Here is an 18,050-nt window from a genome sequence, read left to right on the forward strand (position 1 = left end):
TAGGAGAGAGCATGGAGATTAGAGAAGAAAAACGAGATGGAATCCTCATTGTGACAGTGTCCGGAATGCTTGATGCATCAAACTATCTTGAACTTGATACTTTTGTTCAGGAGCAGTATGGTGCAGGAGTCAGATCTTTTATTTTTAATCTGCACAAACTGGAATACTTGAGCAGTGCAGGAGTGAGAGTGTTTATCAAAACATTCCGGGCACTGTCTTCTGATAACGGTTCAATGGCATTCAGTTCTCTTCAACCTTTTGTCCATGAAATTTTCGATATTGCCGGACTGGCTTCAAAATTTCAGATATTCCCTGATGATGATAGTGCACTCCGTGCTCTTTCTGATTAAAAATGTATGACCTCCCTTTTTCCATAATTTTTGAATTAGTGCAACTGGTCTGCGTAATCATTCTGGCTTCATATTTTTTTATTCGGACAAATGTATTTCAGCGGAGTAGTTCGGGACATGGATCTTTTAGGGACAAGGTCATCCTGGTTCTTGTTTTTGGTGCATTCTCTATTTATGGAAATATCAGTGGCATCTGGCTCTATGGATCTGAAGCAAATGTCCGTGATCTCGGTCCGGTTATCGCCGGATTATTGTTCGGACCCGGTATCGGGATCAGTTCGGCTATAATTGGTGCTGTATTCAGGTTCTCTCTCGGCGGTGTTACGGTTATCCCCTGCACTCTCACGACATTGATCGCCGGAATTTTGGCAGGCCTTGTGTGGTGGGTGAATAAAAAAAAGTATATCGGGACATTCAGGGCCATACTGTTCATCTTATTACTTGAAATTATTCATCTCACGCTTATCATTCTGTTATCCGGAACTAGTATAGATGTTCTTGCCATCGTAACCACCATGTGGATCCTTATGGTTCCGCTCTATGTGATCGGGATCTCGGTCTTTTCGATTATTTATGAACAGTATGTTGCCGAATTGAAAGAACATGAGGAACTCCAGCGTCAGCAGATAGAACTCAATTCAGCGACAGAGATCCAGAGAGGATTTCTTCCCAAAGAGATGCCGACATTGCCGGGTTATGAGATCTATGCAAGTTCTACTCCGGCCCGGGAAGTTGGTGGAGACTTTTTTGATTTTATCTCGTTTGATAATGGAGATCTCGGTCTTGTTATTGCAGATGTTTCAGGGAAGAGTGTTCCGGCAGCATTATTCATGGGTCTTTCCTGTACAGCGGTCCGCGTATGTTCACGATGGGTCTTTAGTCCATCCAGTCTGTTAGGCCAGGTCAACTCCCTTATTGTCAGGTATGCAGAGAGCGGGATGTTCTTCTCGATCTTCTTCGCCCTGCTAAAATCCGGCAGCGGTTGTATTTCATATGTCAATGCCGGTCACCCGTCACCGGTTCTTATCAGAGATTCTCAGATTCTTGAACTATCCCGGACAGGTCCGATCATCGGCTTCATGGATGGGGAGGATTTTTTCGAGAAAGAGATCACTCTTCAGGATGGGGATCTTCTGGTCTGCTATACTGACGGAGTGACCGAAGCAAAACGATCTGATGGAGAGATGTTTGGAAAGAAGAGGTTGATTCAGGTAGTGAAATCGTCACGTGAAGAACCAGTACATGATATCAATGATATGATCCTTGCAGAGATCTCCCGATTTGCCGGAGATGCCCCTCAGTTTGATGACATCAGTCTCCTAATCGTGAAAAAAACAGCCTGCTTATAGTCCAATCATTATCAGGCTGTTTCAGGAATGTTTGTTGCATTTCAGATTCAATACATACTGAATGCAATTTTCTATCTTCCATACGTCATATTCAAAAATTCTCATAGGTCTCATTCCTCCCCTTGGAATCGGTATTATTGCCTGGGGGGTGGGTCAGATCATTCCAATTCTTGGCGGGCCTGTAGTTGCGATCCTGATCGGACTGATTGTAGGTCAAATATTCGGGCTCCGGCAGGAATGGACAGACGGGGTCGCCTTTGCTTCGAAAAAGATCTTGCAGGGATCAATAGTACTTCTTGGCGCCGGGATGTCACTAACTCAGGTAGCACAGATTGGTGGATCAGGCCTTCCCATTATGATAGGGACACTGGCTATCTGTTTGATCGGTGGTCTTGTCATCGGCCGTGCCATGAATATTGAGGAACAGATCCGTTCGCTCGTCACGTATGGCACAGCCATATGCGGGGCATCAGCAATTGCTACCATGAGTGTGGTAATTGGGGCATCTGGCCCTGCTATCGCTGTTTCAATAACTGTGATCGTTCTGTACAATGTTCTTGGGGCAGTCCTTTTTCCAGCAATTGGCCATATTCTCGGTTTGTCACAGGAAGCATTTGGGATGTGGGCCGGAACTGCAATCAATGATACCTCTTCCGTAGTGGCTGCTGCAACTGTGTATGGGGCCGTTGCTGCAACATATGCGGTTGTCGTGAAACTCACCCGGACACTTGCCATCATACCACTTGCCCTGTTCAGGTCATGGTCGTTGAATTCACAAATACCTTTAGAGAAACGTCACACTACTGTGTGGTACAAACTGATTCCCCCATTTTTGATCCTCTTCATCGTTGCTGCAGCAGTTCAGTCACTCGGAGTTATTCCCAGTGGCTGGAACGATCCGATTCACTTTCTGGCACACTTTGGAACAACTGTTGCCATGGCAGCAGTTGGGATGAGCAGTTCTCTTTCAGCAATCCGGGAGGCGGGATGGAAACCGGTGGCACTGGGGGGAATCCTCTGGTTCCTGGTAGCAACCAGCAGTCTTATCCTTCAATGGATGTGTGGGAATCTGTAAATGTCCTCCTGGACTCTTATTTCTTACAATCCGGGACACACAAATCGTGAGACATAAGAAGGATGAAGGCAGAGAGAATGTATGTTTCCAGGATTCAGGGCTACGATCTTTGGAAAATTATCCAATCATTTGTTCAGTGTTACGGTCCGGGGTGCATATGAATGACCGGTAGCGAGAGCCAGCCTGAAAGAAAATGTGACAAATGCGGTGTTCTTTTTGGTAATTCACCGATGATCTCTGTCTCTGACCGGTTATATTGTCCAGATTGTTACAATAAGAAGTTGAAGGAGGCAGTTAACGGGTTTTCTTCAAGCAATGAGAATCCGGTGCTTCACTTTGAATTCGGAAAGGGTGTGATTGATATCTCCCGATGTTCCCAGGAGACAGAATCAGATGCGTCATGCGAAAAGATTGTGCGGCTTGAGAAGGTAGGTGACGGAATGGAATCTGACACGAAAATGGATACTGCAATTACAACATGCAGTGCTGTGTCATGCAGGTGGAATGAACAGAATATTTGTAGGTTCAGGTCGGTTGCTATCGGAGAGGATGGCAGGTGTAAAGAGTTTGAAATCCGGCGATAATCGATAAAATCCACATTTTGTGAATAGTGATACGTAAGCCCGATATCAGGTCTTTACCGTTTCAAGCACCTATTTATCTTAAACCAGAATGGGCTGGGGTGTGTCTCCTGCCCTGTTTAGATAATGGGCATCAAATTTTTCATATTCAAATCCCATAATTTAAGCGGATCATTTTGTTTCCATAGGGGTATTTATAAAAGGGGATCTATGATGAACCATAGTCTCCTATCATATGCAATCTCCCTGGTGATAGTGACCCCTTGAGAAAATGATATACATGACCCATTTGCATAATGCCGGATAGTTTGAGACTTATTTTTGGATGTGATGTTGGGTAGAGTAAGTATTCGTTTATTCCTGAAAATAAAGGCATATCGGGGGTATTTTATACACCATTTGTATGGTCTATGATGAGTGAATACTACCCCCTCTTAGTCTGGTTTCCGGTCAGCTCGTAAAACAATGAAAATTCAGAGTATATCGTCGGGATGGTGATTCAGGCGAGATATATCTCTGCAATACTTGATCAGACCGTTACTCTATATAAAACAGAATAATGAATGGTGGTTCTGATCTTTGATCATTGGGAGCCATACTCCTGTGGTAATAGTTAGGTGAGATTCTCATACTGTCCAATTCTACTTATTTCAGCGAATTACCTCGTATCCCTTGCTCATCTGGATAAACCGATATTTATGGTCTCTCACACTCTGAAATTCATCAGAATATTTATTCCTTTATGTCTACCATTGTATCTATTATGAACATGAATCCGGGTATTTTTCTCGTGGTTACGATGGTATTGGCTATAATCTGTTTGTTTTGTTGTTGTGTATATGCTGATGATACGGTAACCTCTTCTCTTCAGGCCTCTCCATGGGCAGGAACGTGGACTGATGCTAATTATACGGTTACTCTAACTCAGGACGGGTCTACCATCAATGGAATAGCCATTGTTAGTGATCCTGATCTGGCTGATCCCTTCTGGTTAACAGGCACTCTATCAGAAGACAGCAGAACACTTCAGAGTGTTTTGACGGAGACCGGGACACTTACCCTGAATCTTTCAGAAGACAAGATGATGTTTTATGGTGCCGGAACCGTGGATGCTGTTGATAATGTGAGCGAACCCTATTCCTACACGTTCAACGCAACCAGAAACGGAACAACAATTGTATCCGATCAGGAATGGACCGGGACCTGGGAGAGTAAAAGAAACGTGATGGCCTTTAACCAGAATGGCACTTCTGTTACCGGTGATTATCATGCTCTGACCTCAACAATGTTCGGAGGCCAGGTAAATGGGACTATCTCAACAGATGGACAGATCCTCTCGATGAAATGGACCTCACCAGTGAATGATACATTTACGCTTTCTGATGATGGAATGAATATGATTGAGGGAGATTGTTCAGACGAAAAGATCAGTGTCAATGGATACTGTCTGAATCTGACAAAAAAGATTTGAAATTTATCGAGAATTCTTTTTTATGTACTATGAACCCCGGTCCATCTGGTCCGGGTATGCCTTTTGTTGATGTGGTACATTCTTGAGTTCTGTTTTAACCGTCAGGATTTATCTTAGAAATACCGGGAAATGGTTTCCGGTTATTTCCCGAAGTAATCTGCAACTTCCTGTAAATAATCCCGGATGGTGAGCCCCTGCGGACATTTGTCCTCGCATTCTCCGCACTGGATGCAACACGAGGCGTACCCCGGTATCCCTCCTGAAAACGTACCGTTGAGTGCCCAGAGGTACACCTTTTTTGCTTTCTCCTCTGCTTCGTAGGTGTACGCCTGATTGTAATAATTGAAACACTCGGGGATATCGACGCCATTTGGGCATGGCATGCAATACCGGCAACCGGTGCACGGGATTTTTATCCGGGATGCAAATGTAGCCCGCATCTTCTCGACAACCTCAAGTTCACCTGGTGAGAGAGAATCTGGCAGACCCTGTTCTGCACTGGTGATGTTTTCTTTTACCTGTTCCATTGAAGACATGCCGGAGAGCACAACCGTGACTTCCGGATGATTCCAGACCCAGCGGAGTCCCCATTCTGATGGAGTTCGCCTGACCGGGGCGTCGAGAATATGCGGGTGGATCACGGAGGTATCACCCGAGAGGAGACCACCCCGGAGGGGTTCCATGACAACGATACCAAGTCCCCGTTCTGAAGCATGTTTGAGTCCCTTTGTTCCTGCCTGGTTCTCTTCGTCCATGTAGTTGTACTGGATCTGGGCAAACACCCACTCATACGCATCGACAATCTCCTTGAAGACCGGGAACTGGTCATGGAAAGAGAATGCAGGGTATCGAATCCGGCCATCTGCTCTGGCAGTGTCAAGGAATTCGAGTACGCCAAGTCGGGATAGATTCTCCCATGTTTCGCTTCCAAGACCGTGGAGGAGATAAAAATCGATGTGATCCGTAGCAAGTCGGGCAAGCTGTTCGTTCAGGTACCGGTCCATGTCCTCCCGTGTGGTGATAAGCCAACTCGGGAGTTTTGTTGCCAGGAAAACCGTGTCTCGATATCCTTCGGCGAGTGCTTTGCCGACAATCGGCTCACTTTGACCATCGTGATATGGGTAGGCTGTATCAATATAATTGACTCCGCTGTCAATAGCGGTCCGGATCATATCAATTGCCTTTTGCTCATCGACGTTTCCCTGAGCCTGTTTATCACCTGATAAAGGCAGTCGCATACATCCGAAACCGAGGATTGAGAGATCGTGACTGCACCGGGGGAACTTCCTGTAAAGCATCCTGTCACCCTGTACGGTGTATGAAGATCTTAAGGGGATAAATAGGGATCTGTGAGAATAAACTCGGAAATCGGGTAGCGAATTGCCGATTCCAGTGTTGGGAAAATAGGGTTATCTACACTCGTTGATCAGGTTTGTGAGTTCCTTGTTACCCCTTTTTTTGTTATGAGGCTAGGGTGAGAGTTTGTCCTTGAGCCGTCATGGCTTATTCTATATGGGATGTAAGCCCGGAAATTGTATGGTGAGATCAGATGAACTACTTAAAGGAGCTGATGGTTTTAGCCTCGTGTTCTCGTAGATAACCTGGCCAGAGTAATACTTAAAAGATTTTGAGAATACCAGGGGGTGACTCCAGATTTCTCAAGAATATACATAAACATGGTTTGTTGTTTAGGCTATCCCGGATTGGGGGAGTGAAGGAGGTGAGATTGTCGATCAGAATTACAGGATTCTGAATATCTGTCTTTATTGCTAAAAATTTGTGTGAAATTTGCCGAATGCGAATCTCCTGCCGTTATTGTATTCGACTGAATAGAGAATTAAGGGGGGGATTTAGAATTAGTTGAACATGGATCTGAAAAGTGAGGATTTGAAAAGAAGGATGAGGAAGCGAAGCGCCAGAAACTAAAGTGGATCCCAACTATATACAAATTATAGAGTATTTCCAAATAAACCGTTTATCTTCAATATTGTGTATATAATGGGGGATTTTTTACTATGGCTTTCTTCCGGCCATAATAAAAATCGAAAAGTCACGTGTTTCTCCTGTTTGAGATACTCGTTTCATTGTTGCAGCGGTCTTCTCTCTTATAGAATCATATCCAGCATCTTCCAGGAGTTTTTTCATGATAGATCGTTCAAACCCGAAGTGAAATACACCCTCATTTGAATCATGGAATTTGCCATCATCAGGATCAAGCTCAATTATTACAATCTGACCAGATGATCGGGTAACTCCCGCCATTGCGTTAAGGAGTAATGGTATGTCTTTGATATGGTGAAATGTCATACTACTTACAACAAGATCATACTCGCCTGATGGCAGAACCCCTCGGGAAATATCTGTGAGATATGACTTGACATTTGTGATACTCTGGTTTTGTATTTTCATATCAAGGACATTGAGCATTCCCTGTGAACTGTCAATCCCCGTAATGCTTCTAACTAGTGGTTGGATTTGTAGTGTTAACAGACCAGTTCCACATCCAAAGTCCATAACATCCATATCAGGTAGCAGCGAAATCATCTCCCTGATAACTATTGCACCATCGTTTGCCAATTTCACCCGACCAGGTTCTTTATCCCAGGTCATGGCTTCTGAATCAAAGTCTCTCTTCTTATCGTTCATAATAACATCATTTTTTAGGGTCAGGTTATCCTTTTCTTTTTCATGGCTGAAGCAATCTCATATAATAAAAACCCGTTCCATGAAGGACGGCATTTGGATTATGACACGTTATTCGATCTTTTGCTACAAGTGTTGTTACCGGTGCCCTTGAATACTTGGTGAAGAGAGTATCATGCCCGACACAGAGTCCGAGCAGGATATTCAGATCAGTTCCTGCCTCCTCGAGTATTTTTGCCTGGGCAACCGGATTACAGATAGGCTCGAATGTCCCAGGTTTTGCTTTTTCGTTATCCAAAAGACCTATCTCTTCTTTGGGTATTGCTCCGCATTTGCAGCATACAGAAACCACGTTAAATCCATGGACCATAAGGATTTTTTGAAGAATTCGATCTTCTTCCATCAATCCAAGGCATGTTGCGATACCTATTTTTCTATAACCCATCTCACGGGCAAAGTCAATGGTGTCTTCAACCCGGGTCCATTTCATGTAACTCCTACCTTCTGTCCTAGCTGCAGTAATTGCCATCTTTTTAATGTCAGGATCAGATTTGTAAAGGTCGAGGGCGGCTCTGATGGACGACTGCTTTGTCTTTGTTGGACAGAACTGCGGGCCATTGTCTGGTGTCTGACTATAACATGCTTGTATGTGACAGTTGCTGCAATCCTGATGCTGTTCAGGCATTTTCTCACCTGATTGAAGGTATTTTGCAATTATTGCACAAAATGATCATACTATCACTTCTCCAGTTATCTCTGGCAATTTCACCGTGGTTGTAGTTTTACTGGCAAAGATTACACTATAAATCTCTGAAAATACACGGTATATACTCCGGGTTGGTTTTCAACATTGTTTGAAAATGAGACCTGTGCGATTTAAAATGCCTCATCTCAGTGTTTATGAGCATAGAGATCCCAGACGTGAGTTCTGTATAACAACTGACACAAAAGTTATTACAACATTAATTGATACTCCTATCATGGGTTTTTCCGGTTGTTGTCCTGCCGATAGTGATCTTGAGAATGCATGGCGAAATGATCTCGAACGGGAAGTGCATGAGATCAACTCTCCGGTTTTCGATGACGCAGCCGAGCTTATGAAGATCGTTGCAAACCCACTTCGGGTCAAGATCCTGTTTCTTTTGGAAAAGAAGGATCATTCTGTGTATGAACTGATGTATGTCCTTAAGGAACCCCAGAATCTTCTCTCATATAATTTAGGGGTTCTAAAAAAAGCGGGTTTTCTGGAATCTTACTACCGTTCGCGGCATAAAACGTATCGTTTAACCGGTGAACGCAGTGCCCCACTCATCCGGTGTCTGCGGCAAGTACTCATTCCCTGAATTACTTTTTTGTCATCTGAAGTTCCCAGGTGATCTCAACAGATCTTCCAAGAGTCACTGCTATTGGGCAGATTGCAGTCACCGACCGGAGGATTGCATTGTGCAGCACCTCATAATCTGTGTCTGCACTAACTAGGAAGATGAGATGAATTGTTTCAAATGCCCGGGGTTCATCATGTCGAAAGACACATTCTGCTTTCATGGTAAATGAACGGGGCACTATCCCCTGGGCATCTAACAGAAAGAGAACGTTGGTTCCGGTGCAGCAGGCAAGAGAGGAAATAAAGGCATCTACCATTGTGAAATGACGCGGAGTTTCTCCTTCCGGGATTTTGGCAACAAGGGTAAGACGGTTTCCATTACGGTTCTCAACAACAAATTCTGACCCCCCTTTCCATGATGCCTTGACAAATGTCCAAGTACTTCCTGTCATGATCTCTCGTTTGTAAATGGTTTAATTATCAAACATTATGGAGTATCTGATTAATCCTTCGTCCTCATGGAGGATAGATACTAATCCACAGGTTTGTCTGAAGTGGGTTCGATTATCTCTGTTCTCTCTAAGCGATAATGAGGGGGAGATGGTCTGGGTTGATCATATTCTTGAAGTGAGTATGATATGCTCCCAGGTAAGGTATGATGCTCTCCCAAATGTCGCTGCGACTGGACATTTTCGGGTCATTATGTCACGGATGACCTTTTCAGCATAATCATTGTCGATTTTTCCGGTTAATGTCAGGGTTACATGAAGCGTATCAAACAGGGTAGGAGGTGTTGGTCTGCGAACTCCATGTACTGATACATTAATGTCCTTTACATCAATTTTGTCGGTGTTGATCATGACGTCGATGATCTCATGAACCAGGCAACCAGCAAGTGCAGAAATGAATGTATCCATGGGTCCAGGAATTTTTCCTGTACTCATGAGTTCATCGGTTGCTGCCATGGCAATATTGCAGTTTGCACGTGTTGTTGCAACAAGTGTTCCTGCTTCCTTATCCCAGGTTGCATGAATCTCCATCGGTGGTAGTCCGACGGGTGGAGCACAGGTATGAGGCTCTGAATTTTTTACACTACTCATAGTAACTTCTCCGTTCCATCCTCTGGCATACTCATTGGGCCCGGAAGAATTTGCCATAGGATATGCTCCAATTGTCGATGTCGAAGTTATTTATTCTGAAAGTTGGTTTTCAAAGGTTTTTGAAAAGAGTGATTCACGGTTTTTTATTACTTTAGGTGAGGGATAGATCCGATGATACGGAAATGAAATTAAAGAGTTTTACTACTTTGGGTTTTGATAATATCATTCTCCAAAAAAAATCAGCCTTATGAAAAAGATCTCAAAAAATTATCACGATCTAGGGTTAATCGCTATCCTCAAGTATTGGATTCATTATCAACAGAGGAAAAACACAAGGGAAGGGGGGCACAGCAGCAAATGTCTGGGTATTCGAACCGGCAGTGATTGAGAACCTTGTTTCCATCAAATTCCGTCAGACCTGTGCTCATATCTCACGTGACGGCCTTCTTTTCGAAGAAGTTTATTGCAGACGTCTCCAGCACCAGATGAGTATTCACGGCTGAAGGGAATGCGTCAAGTTCCAAACTATTCACCCAGAGAGGACATACGATCCCCAATCATGCCTGCAGCAGTGGGGGATTCCCCTACATTAATATGGCCAATTTAGAAGAGAAAACGGCATGGATAACATCGAACAGATCACCAGGGCTATGGAGGATCTGGTCAAACAGGTACACTCACTTACAATACAAACAACCACTCTAACAACTATCCTCGAACTCTCAAACAAAGAGATCCGGAAGTGTATCGATAACCATGAATTGCGTCTCCGGGATGTTGAAAAGGATTCTCCATGAATGAAAGAGATCGAGAAGATGCAGGCTCAATTGGAAGGGATATACGCATCCATCAATTCACTGGAGAAGGCACGAGATCGGGGGATCGGATGGAAAGAAGCAATAGCATATCTGGTAGGTCTTGCCGGGGTATTGTTCGGGATTTATGAGGTGTTTTTCAAATGAGTGGAACTATGATGATCCAGAGTTGGATCCAACGTAAAGTAATGGCAGTGGTGCAGTTCAAAGATCTCCTGGGAGTGCAACTGATCGGCCGATTCGATAAAGCCCTGCTCCGGGAAGCATTGGATGAGATAGAAGGTGATCAGGTCATTCTGTCAGTTGTCCGGATTTATGATGGGAGGAATATTCCGGCCTTGTGTGTCTTCGGTCCGGGAGAGGATCGGAAGACTGTTGCCCTGGCATCAACTGATCCAAGTTCCGGGAGTCAGAGGAAACTGCAGGAATGAAATACATACTTTCTTATAGTGCGTACCTGATTTCAATTTGTGGATATTACTTGTCCTACATGTAAAGGGTCTGGGAAAATAAATCCTATACCTGGAAACGAATTTACGAAAAGATGCCACTTTTGTCATGGATTTGGAAAAATTAAGACAAAATGTAAAAGATGTGGTGAGGAAGATGCTGGATATATTAAGGCAGGCAATGCCTTTCTATGCAAGTCATGTAAACATGGGGAAGTGGAGATTATCCAGATTGATGATGTACTACCTACCATTTAAACCTCTCTCACTATTATTACTCAATAACTATAAGATTCATTAATAAAAAGTCCTCAAAGTATACCCTTTCTGATTTTATTGAGATATCTTTGGAAAAAAATGCTAATATTAATTGGTGAAATTTTAACTAACAAATATTGTCAATTCTTCTATTGCCAAATTATTCACAACACAATTATCCAAATGTACAATTCCACCGAGTTCAACAGTTATTGCGGGCCTCAATTGCTTTAATATTGGATCATCGGAATTCAATAAGATTACTCGAGAAATATCTATAATCTCTTCTTTATTGAGTAATGATTTTATAATTTTTACAATATATTTTAAGATTTCAAAATCATCTTGTCTTATCCAGTCCGCACTAATTAAGATATCAAAAAACCCTTCAGAATCACTTCTCCGAGCTATTGCAAAAAATTTAATATTTCCTTTTTCTTGAGAAATTGTATTTATTATCTTTTTAAATTTCTCCTCTAATTCGGTCATAATATTCCTCGAATTTTTTGAACAGAATCTATCATATTTTGCGCATCATTCTTTTTTGCAGATCCAATTTTTCTATATCTAACTTCAGGATCCCAAGAAGCAATCACAGACCATTCAGCAGTATAATCCAGTTTTATTAATTCAGCACAATTTGAATTTTTCAGTAAAGTATCTAATTTGTGTGTTTTTAATTCAAAGCCTGATTGCGAACAAAAAGAACAAAATTCCCTTTTGGATTCAGGAAAATCTGTCGAATAGTTTTCACAAATTTTTACTTTTAATGCAATTTCAATCGAATATCCACATAGATACACTGCTCCATCATATCTATGACATTTATTAAGGATTTTCGATTCTTCAAATCGTGAATTAGATACCTTCTTCATATCAGATATTGGGATCATTACGATCACAGAGGGTGAGTTTCCCCGCCATTTAAATCTCTCGCTTTTCTTACTCACTGATCACAGGGGTTTCACCCCTAACAATAGCGATACCATACCATCGTCGATACAATACCATAAAATCTGAGACGATCCAGAACGCACTAATGGCCATTAATGCAATCGAGAAACATAATTTAGAATCATTAGCATACGATCTCAAAAACTCCGGCAAATCGTATGCTGAGATAGCTGAGACACTTTCTGAGACGGCCGGAGCAAAAATATCCAAGTCGATGGTCTTCCGCTATTTTGAATCAGACGAGAACGTCCGGGAAGAAATCGTTCAGAACATCATCGACCGGAATGAAACCCTGGTCGTTACCTCCATGGCTCAAACCCTGGATGTCAATGCCTTCCGGATCCGGCTGACTTCCTCACTCATGGCCCTGCTGGAAACGAAACTTAAGCAACCATACCAGGACGGAAAGGAGATAGCCGCCCTGGCTAAGGAGATCCGGGAGAGGCTGAAGACTTTGATCAGCCCTTCTCATCGCTCTCATCTCCCGGTGCAGTCGATCACAACCTGGGGGTGACTTTGACCGATGACCAATTTCTTCAGCTTATCAGGATCCAAAGAATTCCCCGGTTCTGGATCACCAGGGATTAGAAAACCTGGAAAGAGAACTCCGGTTAAATGGGAACTTGTTCTTTTCCTTTTTTACAAACACCATAACCGGACGAGTGATCATCAGAACCTTTTCCTTCTCAGAGATCCGGGAGATCATCACAAATCCACAGGACAAACAGGAGCCTTGGTTCTATCTTCGGAGATATACTGAACAATGGGAAGAGGGGCCGGTCATCAAAACAGAATTGTACTCGGACTGAAGATATAACCCTTCAATCAAACCGGTTCGATATAAGAACTACCCAATTAATTGGGATATCTCGGTCATGCATGTTAAGGTCAACTGCCTCAATGATATGCTCTGGGGAGTTTCTGAAGTATACACGGCTATCGACTGGTCGAAAGGTTACAAAGAATTCCTGGAAGACTGGATGAGACTCGTAAAGGCCTACTCCCGGTTTGCATGGAACGCCACAATCAAGGGCAGGCCACAGTCAACCAGTTCTCTGCCAGCCTGGAACAGATGCTGAACCCAGACCCTAACGTTGAAGGATAAGCTCCGGGTGTCTTTGTGGGTAACCAGAACACAACTATGCAGCCGTACAAGTTCTCCGGAGCGACTACAAATATCGATGATTCATGTCGTTATATGCTCATGGTTGGTTCTTCCACCGGGACTCCAGAACATCTCCTGGCTGTGGATCCATCTACATCAAACCTCGCAACATCAAAGACCCTGGAACATCCATCGGAACTTCAATAAAAGGATAGGCAGGGACTTTGGGCCGATATATTCCAAAAAATCTGTCAATATGTAATCAGTCAATCCGCTCTTGTTAAAAAAGATCTCATCGATGGAACCAAAGAAGAAGATGAATACGGAGAGGAAGGTGTCGTTCTTAAAGGAGAGGACGAAAACGGGAACACTACAGAACTCTCCAAAAAGGTCACAATCTCATTCCCGGACATCGTTGAGCATGATATCCTTGAACAGATCCAGGCTGTGATCGATACCGCAACCCTGAATGGTCAATCCCTCGCTGGAACTCTTGACCTGAAGACCATAACCCGGCTGCTGCTCCGGATCCTGAAAGCAGATGATGCAGACGACCTTCTACAGAAGTTATTTCCAAACGATGAGTTGATCATGCAATGTGCCGGTACACCTACAGGTGTGCCCTGGCAACAGGATGATAAGGCACAAGACAGTGATTCGAATAATGACTAAAAAAACAAGGACGACAATCAATTCGAATCTCTAGATCGGGCTATCGCAGCAACCCTGAATCAGATGCAGGTGGCCATGAATGCTTCTGATTCCATTTCTTGAAGCCACTGCTGAATACCTCCGGTTGAAAGCAATCAAGGAAGGAGAGAAACAGGTCATCTATCTAGAAAAGGCAATGGGGAAGGATGTCTCCAAATTTTTCAAACATCAGGGTAATGTCCTGCTCAAGCATCTCCCTGAAACATTTAATCTTTCCTCTTTCTCACATGCCTGGGATACAACCCAGCTTGAAACCTATTTGATATTCCGTTATCTCATCATCAAGCACAAAAGCCGGGCGACATATTTCGGCATCCGGACACTTGAAAGATAATTGTCCATTTCAAATATCCAGGAGGCTAAAAGGCCACGAGTAACAAACCCATTCAATATCTCATTTGATGAGTTTGACCAGGATACATACAACCAGATTGAAGCTCATGCCGGGGAGAGGATCTCTCAAATCAAAGAGACACCCGAACTTGAGTTGGTAAAATCAAAAACTAGCGCGTAAATTTCCATATGAAATAGATCAACTTCTTCTGCAACATTTCCTAAAGTTCGGTACCAACAAATTTGGTTCCCAAAATTCTTGTCTGAATCTGCCATTTTTTACTTGGGTTCGAACATTATTATGAAAAAATTTAACCTTCGAGCGATACCTTACGGTATCCTCATGCAAAATCCCCTTAAATATTGACTAAATTATCAAATTTGAACGTGTATCAATTAATTTTTGCACCCACTCCACAGAATTATGAAATATCTGTTTCATGAACCGTTTCAAATTTCCGACCCACATTTTCGCTCTAATATCGTTGACATAATTGATCGAATCCGCCAATTCCTGATCTGATAATTTTCTCAATGGATTTTTATGCCTAATTATTGCCACTACTTGGTTTAAAGAGAGGAAAATTGATTTTTTTAAAAAATCATGTTGAATCTTCAAAAGCATGAATAAGGATATGGCTGATAGCACAATGTGGTGATGCCATGCAATCCAACTTCTTCCTCGAAAACTATCTAAATCACACAAACCCTTTGCATCTTCAAAATTTCGTTCAATCCAGTAGCGGTTCGCCTGGCATTTTGCCAAGTCTGATGTAACTGCATTGAGCATATTTGTGAATGCAAACCGGACCATATTCTCTTCAGGATCACGAATCATGACTAATTTGACAGGGATATCATAGGGTAATCCATCCTGGCGTCTCCAAACGGTAATTACTGCACAATATACTGTTTTAATTCCTCGATCGGTAAATCTGATAGGTACCGAGTCCCAATATTGTTGAATTTCAGCTAACCACCTCACTTGAACTAGAAAAGTATTCAGTACCTTTGGCTTTGAAGGAAAGCGACCTCTGTTTCCTTGTCGTTCAGGAATTATTAGTACGGGTTCGGTGATGTAAACAAGTGTATCGCTTGGAATATCACAGATAAATGAGACTTTTCTCTGATATAAGCCTGAAATGAACTTTGAATCATTGCCATACAAACCATCCGCCTGTACGTAAAAAAATGGAATTTCTTCAGAGATGAAAGAGTCTAACATCTCTAAAGCTAGTTCAGGCTTTGTTTTGTGTTCAATTCGGTCAAGAGGAATTTCTACTTTCAGGCTTTTTTGGTGATTTTGAACCCATGAGTCGGGCAAAAATAACCGATAATCAATCAAAGTTGAGACATTATCTACACAATAAGACGCAAATACCCCCACTTGGGCAGTACATGTGTGTCCAAGAGTGCCCAGATATTGATGTGATGTTCCAACTGAATCAGGTCCATACTTCTGTTGACCAGTCTCATCAAAAATTACGGCTCCATTTGGACCTAAATGGTGAATGACATTTGTTCGTGTCAATTTCATCACATCTTCGGAGGACCATGGAGAAGAGGAGATAAAATGGCTAAGATCGCGACAAGTTCCGCTTTCGGGAATATTCTCTGCTATCTTACTCATATTTGAGCCACGTGGCAGAGTCAAGAGACCGGAAATATAACTTACCGCATGGTGAAATACACTCTTAATCCTGTTTGTGAATAGTGGAGCATATCCAAATTTCTCTAAAAAGGATTTTGGATTGGCGATACACGATTCAATTTCCTTTGCAGTGAGACTACCTCTTCTGCTGTAAAAATCAACACAACGAAATATATGTGATATTTATATATTTCGATCAAACGGTTCACGACAATCAGGTTTTACCAACTCAAGCCGAACACAGATACATGATATCATTGCCGAGGGTTTCAAAGGCGAACTTCAACCGGATGGAACAACGAAATACAAGTCCTATCAGCAGATTGCAAAGGAGATAAAAGATAAGTTCTCTGATTTTGCTATTGCAGCACCACAGGCCCATATCCGGAATCGTGTTGATCTTGTGGCAGTAATGGAGATTTGGGATGGATATGAGACTTTGAAGACAGGAGTAAGAGACAATCTTGAATCACGGGGATGGAACATTGAAAAGAAATGGCCCACTATGGAAGATGATAAGGTATCTGACTTATGCCGGAACAATCCATCAGCCGTGGATAGACAACAAAGCTGTGTTTCCATCCGGATACCAGTATCCCCCGGGTCACCCTGCCTGTAGGTGTAATTGTCAGAGCAGGATGTGAAGTAGAAAGGAAAGATCCTGTTACCTGCTGACCGGTGGGTTGTGACTCGGAAAGGAAATTCGGTTGCGGATAGGAGGAATCCAAAGTATCAATGATAATTAAAAAAAGGGGTTAGTAGGTTCCATGAACACAAAATGTTGGACCAGATCCATTATTACATGTTGATGAATCATTGTATGTTGAATCTCCATTAGAACAATGACAGATCGGAGTCATTGTAAAACGGATATCTATTGCTCTTGGTTGTATGTATCGTTTCATAAAATGAATTCAATCCTTACAAATAAAAAAGTATCTGGATGATTGCATAGGGATCTAAATTCTCCCACCCTTTATCTCTTCCATTTTATTATCATACTCTTGGATTAGGACATTACTCTAAATTATTATTCCCTTCCATATGGGTATATGATATATTTCAGGCATCCTGCCTACTAGGGTAATTATCAGTCCCGAATAGAGAGAAAATGGGTGGTATGAGTTTATCAACGAACCGGTGTTTATATTATAATCAGAAAGAGGACAAGTCACTGTGTAGAGGAATCCAAAGTATGTATCCTATTGATCATTTGTTGTTTGATAATAGACAGGTGTATCATGATGCTCTAATATCTCCATATCAACATTGCATAATTTACAGGTCGCAGATGGATTAATATGACCACAAACACTTACTGTTTTCTCGTCTAAACCATCTATCTCAACGTGATTCCAGTCATCAATTCTGACACGAATCCGTGCGGTTAGTTTACATTGAGGACAAATGAAGGTCGTATCTGACATGGTATCAAATGCCATATTTAATGAATAGTCTCTGGACCTATTGTCACTTTCGATAAAGAAACTTCCCGCCCTTTATCTCTTCCATTTTTTTCATGCTCTTGCATGATATGGCAGAATCCCTGATCATATCAGGATCTAACGGGTGATGTCATACCCCAATCAGAAGCGGCGTTTCGACCGGACGGGACCTTTCCGGTAAAAATCATCGCCGAAGGCTAGGGCTCATCGGGGTATTACTCGAAGATAGTCCTCTCCGATCTGTTCTGAATTATAGATAGTCACCCAGATGTTCATCAATCACCCAACCAGGTCAGAGATCAAAGAGCGGCCTGAACTGGATCTAAACCAACTTGCATCCTATTTTGTCAATGAATCTGTTGTCTGGAAAGATGACGGGCCATACGGGCCGGGACTTTACCAGGAAGCCTAAGCCCTACCGAACTATGCTGTGTTA

24 protein-coding genes are annotated in these 18,050 nt (G+C 42.6%); 16 read left to right on the forward strand and 8 right to left on the reverse strand.

Going from position 1 to position 18,050, the window contains the following annotated elements; translation table 11 throughout:
- The first annotated feature begins 11 nt into the window (after positions 1-11).
- From ACHZA2_RS15840 to ACHZA2_RS15860, 5 genes are all read left to right on the forward strand, one after another.
- Positions 12-350 carry an STAS domain-containing protein gene (locus ACHZA2_RS15840; protein WP_319537922.1) on the forward strand — a complete coding sequence of 113 codons (339 nt, stop codon included), beginning with the start codon at positions 12-14 and terminating at the stop codon, positions 348-350.
- Positions 351-388: 38 nt separating this feature from the next.
- Complete coding sequence (locus ACHZA2_RS15845) at positions 389-1,699, forward strand: SpoIIE family protein phosphatase (RefSeq protein WP_319580500.1); 1,311 nt, start codon at positions 389-391, stop codon at positions 1,697-1,699.
- A gap of 61 nt (positions 1,700-1,760) precedes the next feature.
- Positions 1,761-2,774, forward strand: coding sequence for a putative sulfate exporter family transporter (locus tag ACHZA2_RS15850; RefSeq protein ID WP_319580501.1), 1,014 nt, complete (start codon positions 1,761-1,763; stop codon positions 2,772-2,774).
- Between the two features lie 161 nt (positions 2,775-2,935).
- Positions 2,936-3,358, forward strand: coding sequence for a hypothetical protein (locus ACHZA2_RS15855; protein ID WP_319580502.1), 423 nt, complete (start codon positions 2,936-2,938; stop codon positions 3,356-3,358).
- Between the two features lie 760 nt (positions 3,359-4,118).
- On the forward strand, positions 4,119-4,826 hold the full coding sequence (locus ACHZA2_RS15860) for a hypothetical protein (protein ID WP_319580503.1): 708 nt from the start codon (positions 4,119-4,121) through the stop codon (positions 4,824-4,826).
- 140 nt (positions 4,827-4,966) lie between these two features.
- On the opposite strand, the gene ACHZA2_RS15865 is transcribed toward ACHZA2_RS15860, so the two are convergent.
- From ACHZA2_RS15865 to ACHZA2_RS15875, 3 genes are all read right to left on the reverse strand, one after another.
- Positions 4,967-6,124, reverse strand: a complete 1,158-nt coding sequence (locus ACHZA2_RS15865; RefSeq protein ID WP_319580504.1) for an aldo/keto reductase — start codon at positions 6,122-6,124, stop codon at positions 4,967-4,969.
- Positions 6,125-6,839: 715 nt separating this feature from the next.
- The gene (locus ACHZA2_RS15870) at positions 6,840-7,472 is read right to left on the reverse strand and encodes a class I SAM-dependent methyltransferase (RefSeq protein ID WP_319537916.1); all 633 of its coding nucleotides are present in this window, start codon (positions 7,470-7,472) and stop codon (positions 6,840-6,842) included.
- A 40-nt stretch (positions 7,473-7,512) separates the two neighbouring features.
- Positions 7,513-8,154, reverse strand: a complete 642-nt coding sequence (locus ACHZA2_RS15875; protein ID WP_319537915.1) for a DUF1847 domain-containing protein — start codon at positions 8,152-8,154, stop codon at positions 7,513-7,515.
- A 196-nt stretch (positions 8,155-8,350) separates the two neighbouring features.
- On the opposite strand from ACHZA2_RS15875, the gene ACHZA2_RS15880 reads away from it, so the two are divergent.
- A complete protein-coding gene (locus ACHZA2_RS15880) occupies positions 8,351-8,812 on the forward strand; it encodes a winged helix-turn-helix domain-containing protein (protein ID WP_319537914.1) in 462 nt (153 codons plus the stop codon).
- A 1-nt stretch (position 8,813) separates the two neighbouring features.
- On the opposite strand, the gene ACHZA2_RS15885 is transcribed toward ACHZA2_RS15880, so the two are convergent.
- Positions 8,814-9,245, reverse strand: a complete 432-nt coding sequence (locus ACHZA2_RS15885) for an OsmC family protein (protein ID WP_319580505.1) — start codon at positions 9,243-9,245, stop codon at positions 8,814-8,816.
- Between the two features lie 162 nt (positions 9,246-9,407).
- Positions 9,408-9,950: an OsmC family protein gene (locus tag ACHZA2_RS15890; protein WP_319580506.1), complete on the reverse strand. Its 543-nt coding sequence runs from the start codon at positions 9,948-9,950 to the stop codon at positions 9,408-9,410.
- A gap of 563 nt (positions 9,951-10,513) precedes the next feature.
- Here ACHZA2_RS15890 and ACHZA2_RS15895 point away from each other — a divergent pair.
- The 4 genes from ACHZA2_RS15895 to ACHZA2_RS15910 all read left to right on the forward strand — a co-directional run bounded on the left by ACHZA2_RS15895 (position 10,514) and on the right by ACHZA2_RS15910 (position 11,458).
- Positions 10,514-10,690, forward strand: a complete 177-nt coding sequence (locus ACHZA2_RS15895) for a hypothetical protein (protein WP_319580507.1) — start codon at positions 10,514-10,516, stop codon at positions 10,688-10,690.
- Positions 10,691-10,855: a hypothetical protein gene (locus tag ACHZA2_RS15900; protein ID WP_319580508.1), complete on the forward strand. Its 165-nt coding sequence runs from the start codon at positions 10,691-10,693 to the stop codon at positions 10,853-10,855. It abuts the gene before it with no gap.
- Positions 10,852-11,139, forward strand: coding sequence for a hypothetical protein (locus tag ACHZA2_RS15905; RefSeq protein ID WP_319580509.1), 288 nt, complete (start codon positions 10,852-10,854; stop codon positions 11,137-11,139). The genes ACHZA2_RS15900 and ACHZA2_RS15905 overlap by 4 nt, the downstream gene beginning before the upstream one ends.
- A gap of 127 nt (positions 11,140-11,266) precedes the next feature.
- A complete protein-coding gene (locus tag ACHZA2_RS15910) occupies positions 11,267-11,458 on the forward strand; it encodes a hypothetical protein (protein ID WP_319580510.1) in 192 nt (63 codons plus the stop codon).
- An 80-nt stretch (positions 11,459-11,538) separates the two neighbouring features.
- On the opposite strand, the gene ACHZA2_RS15915 is transcribed toward ACHZA2_RS15910, so the two are convergent.
- Positions 11,539-11,904: a hypothetical protein gene (locus ACHZA2_RS15915; protein ID WP_319580511.1), complete on the reverse strand. Its 366-nt coding sequence runs from the start codon at positions 11,902-11,904 to the stop codon at positions 11,539-11,541.
- Positions 11,901-12,290 carry a hypothetical protein gene (locus ACHZA2_RS15920; protein WP_319580512.1) on the reverse strand — a complete coding sequence of 130 codons (390 nt, stop codon included), beginning with the start codon at positions 12,288-12,290 and terminating at the stop codon, positions 11,901-11,903. The genes ACHZA2_RS15915 and ACHZA2_RS15920 overlap by 4 nt, the downstream gene beginning before the upstream one ends.
- Positions 12,291-12,454: 164 nt before the next feature.
- Here ACHZA2_RS15920 and ACHZA2_RS15925 point away from each other — a divergent pair, with 164 nt between their 5' ends.
- The 5 genes from ACHZA2_RS15925 (at position 12,455) to ACHZA2_RS15945 (ending at position 14,519) form a co-directional block, all read left to right on the forward strand.
- Positions 12,455-12,883, forward strand: a complete 429-nt coding sequence (locus tag ACHZA2_RS15925; RefSeq protein ID WP_319580513.1) for a hypothetical protein — start codon at positions 12,455-12,457, stop codon at positions 12,881-12,883.
- 361 nt (positions 12,884-13,244) lie between these two features.
- Positions 13,245-13,448 (forward strand): hypothetical protein, encoded by a 204-nt coding sequence (locus tag ACHZA2_RS15930; RefSeq protein ID WP_319580514.1) that lies wholly within the window; start codon positions 13,245-13,247, stop codon positions 13,446-13,448.
- A gap of 41 nt (positions 13,449-13,489) precedes the next feature.
- Positions 13,490-13,681 carry a hypothetical protein gene (locus ACHZA2_RS15935; RefSeq protein WP_319580515.1) on the forward strand — a complete coding sequence of 64 codons (192 nt, stop codon included), beginning with the start codon at positions 13,490-13,492 and terminating at the stop codon, positions 13,679-13,681.
- A gap of 240 nt (positions 13,682-13,921) precedes the next feature.
- The gene (locus ACHZA2_RS15940; RefSeq protein WP_319580516.1) at positions 13,922-14,146 is read left to right on the forward strand and encodes a hypothetical protein; all 225 of its coding nucleotides are present in this window, start codon (positions 13,922-13,924) and stop codon (positions 14,144-14,146) included.
- Between the two features lie 79 nt (positions 14,147-14,225).
- Complete coding sequence (locus tag ACHZA2_RS15945; protein WP_319580517.1) at positions 14,226-14,519, forward strand: hypothetical protein; 294 nt, start codon at positions 14,226-14,228, stop codon at positions 14,517-14,519.
- A 366-nt stretch (positions 14,520-14,885) separates the two neighbouring features.
- On the opposite strand, the gene ACHZA2_RS15950 is transcribed toward ACHZA2_RS15945, so the two are convergent.
- Positions 14,886-16,352 (reverse strand): IS701 family transposase, encoded by a 1,467-nt coding sequence (locus ACHZA2_RS15950; RefSeq protein ID WP_319580977.1) that lies wholly within the window; start codon positions 16,350-16,352, stop codon positions 14,886-14,888.
- 1,530 nt (positions 16,353-17,882) lie between these two features.
- Between ACHZA2_RS15950 and ACHZA2_RS15955 the strand changes: the two genes are divergently transcribed.
- Complete coding sequence (locus ACHZA2_RS15955; RefSeq protein ID WP_319580518.1) at positions 17,883-18,026, forward strand: hypothetical protein; 144 nt, start codon at positions 17,883-17,885, stop codon at positions 18,024-18,026.
- Positions 18,027-18,050 lie beyond the last annotated feature (24 nt).

The sequence above is a fragment of the uncultured Methanospirillum sp. genome, assembly GCF_963668415.2.
In the GTDB taxonomy this organism is placed as follows: Archaea; Halobacteriota; Methanomicrobia; order Methanomicrobiales; family Methanospirillaceae; genus Methanospirillum.